The sequence below is a fragment of the Nguyenibacter vanlangensis genome, from assembly GCF_013376155.1.
Lineage (GTDB): Bacteria > Pseudomonadota > Alphaproteobacteria > Acetobacterales > Acetobacteraceae > Gluconacetobacter > Gluconacetobacter vanlangensis.
On record NZ_JABXXP010000611.1, the window covers coordinates 1 to 1662 of the forward strand.

Consider the following 1662-nt stretch of genomic DNA (forward strand, 5'->3'; position numbering starts at 1 on the left):
GGTGTCCGTCACGCACAGGCCGAACTGCCGGGCGATCGCGTGCGACAGCCCGCTCGCCCCCATCTTGGGTATCGACAGCCCGCCGGTCGCCAGCACCAGCGCGGGCGCGCGATAGACGCCCCGGTCGGTGGTCACCACGAACCGGTCGGACAGGCTGACATCGGTGATTCGGTGCGACAGGCCGATCGTCACCCCGCCGGCCGCGCATTCCGCCAGCAGCATCGCGACCACCGCGCGGGCCGACCCGTCGCAGAAAAGCTGGCCCAGCGTCTTCTCGTGCCAGGCGATCTTGTGCCGTTCGATCATCGCCAGGATGTCGGCCGGCCCGAACCGCGCCAGCGCCGATTTGGCGAAATGCGGATTGCCGGACAGAAAGCGGGTGGCGGCGCAATCCAGGTTGGTAAAATTGCAGCGCCCGCCCCCGGAAATCAGGATCTTCCGCCCGGCCTCGTCGGCATGGTCCAGCACCGCGACGCGCCGCCCACGCTGCCCCGCCGTCAGCGCCGTCATCAGCCCGGCGGCGCCGGCCCCCAGGACGATCGCATCCACCTCCCGCATCATGGGATCAGAACGCCATGGGCTCAGAAATCGAGGTCCGCATAATGGTCGGGCGGCACGATCCCCGTCACCCGGTCATTCAGCAGCGAGCGGAAACACGGGCGCGACTTGATCCGCGCATACCAGTCCTTGGCCGCCGGCGCCTTGGACCAGTCCACGTCGTTGATGAAATCCAGGCACGACAGATGGGCCGCCGCTGCGAAATCGGCCAGCGACAGCGCGGGCCCGGCCAGCCATTTCCGCGTCTCGGCCAGCCAGTCGATATAGGAAAGGTGATAGCGGATATTGGCATAGCCGGCGCGCAGCGCATTGCCGTCGGGGTTGCCACGCCCCGAGATGCGCTTCAGCACCTTTTCGTTCAGCAGGTTATGCGTGACCTCGATCGCGAATTTCTGGTCGAACCACGCGACCAGACGCCGCACCTCGACCCGCTCGGCCAGGGTGCGGCCCAGCAGCGGCGTGTCGGGATAGGCCTCTTCCAGATATTCGCAGATCACCGACGAATCGGGGATCGACAGCCCGTTCTCTTCGACCAGCAGGGGCACCGTGCACGCCGGATTGGCCGCCAGATAGTCCGGGCGCCGGTCCCACACCCGCTCCATCATCAGTTCGAACGGCAATCGCTTTTCGCCCAGCACCAGGCGAACCTTGCGGGAATAGGGCGACAGCGGAAGATGATAGAGGATACGCATCCGCCCGCTTTATTGCATCGCGCCCCGCTTCGCCAAGCCTCCCTTGCCTCGACAGGGCCCCATTCTCACGCTAGCTCACGTCAATCCCCTCATGTTCCGCCCTCCTGTTCTGGCCACCAAAGGTTCGTGACGCCTTGCCCGACGAATCCAGCCCCCTGCCCCGCATCCGCGCCCGCGGCCGCTCCTTCCTGGCCCTCGTGCTCTCGCCCGAGGCGGCGCTCGATGACTGGCTGCGCGGGCTGGACGCGCAGATCGCGCGCTCCCCGTCTTTTTTCGTCGGCAAGCCGATCATTCTCGATCTGGGCCTGCTGTCGGCCGACGCCGAAGGGCTGGACGGACTCCTTGCGGCGCTCCTGGCGCGCGGCGTGCGGATCATCGCGATCGAAGGCGGCGATCGCGGCTGGCCGGCGCT

2 protein-coding genes and 1 pseudogene are annotated in these 1662 nt (G+C 67.2%); 1 reads left to right on the forward strand and 2 read right to left on the reverse strand.

The features are described from left to right. Together HUK84_RS17225 and fzlA are read right to left on the reverse strand one after the other, a co-directional pair. Positions 1-558 (reverse strand): NAD(P)/FAD-dependent oxidoreductase (locus HUK84_RS17225; protein ID WP_246285758.1); only part of this gene is annotated, 558 nt, incomplete at its 3' end. 23 nt (positions 559-581) lie between these two features. Next, positions 582-1250 (reverse strand): FtsZ-binding protein FzlA, encoded by a 669-nt coding sequence (fzlA, locus tag HUK84_RS17230; RefSeq protein WP_176641356.1) that lies wholly within the window; start codon positions 1248-1250, stop codon positions 582-584. A gap of 134 nt (positions 1251-1384) precedes the next feature. Between fzlA and HUK84_RS17235 the strand changes: the two are divergent. After that, positions 1385-1662: pseudogene (locus tag HUK84_RS17235) on the forward strand (septum site-determining protein MinC); the annotation flags it as partial.

Excerpts from the sequence above, each read along its gene's own strand:
- fzlA (WP_176641356.1), bottom strand. The coding sequence starts at position 1,250 with ATGCGTATCCTCTATCATCTTCCGCTGTCGCCCTATTCCCGCAAGGTT.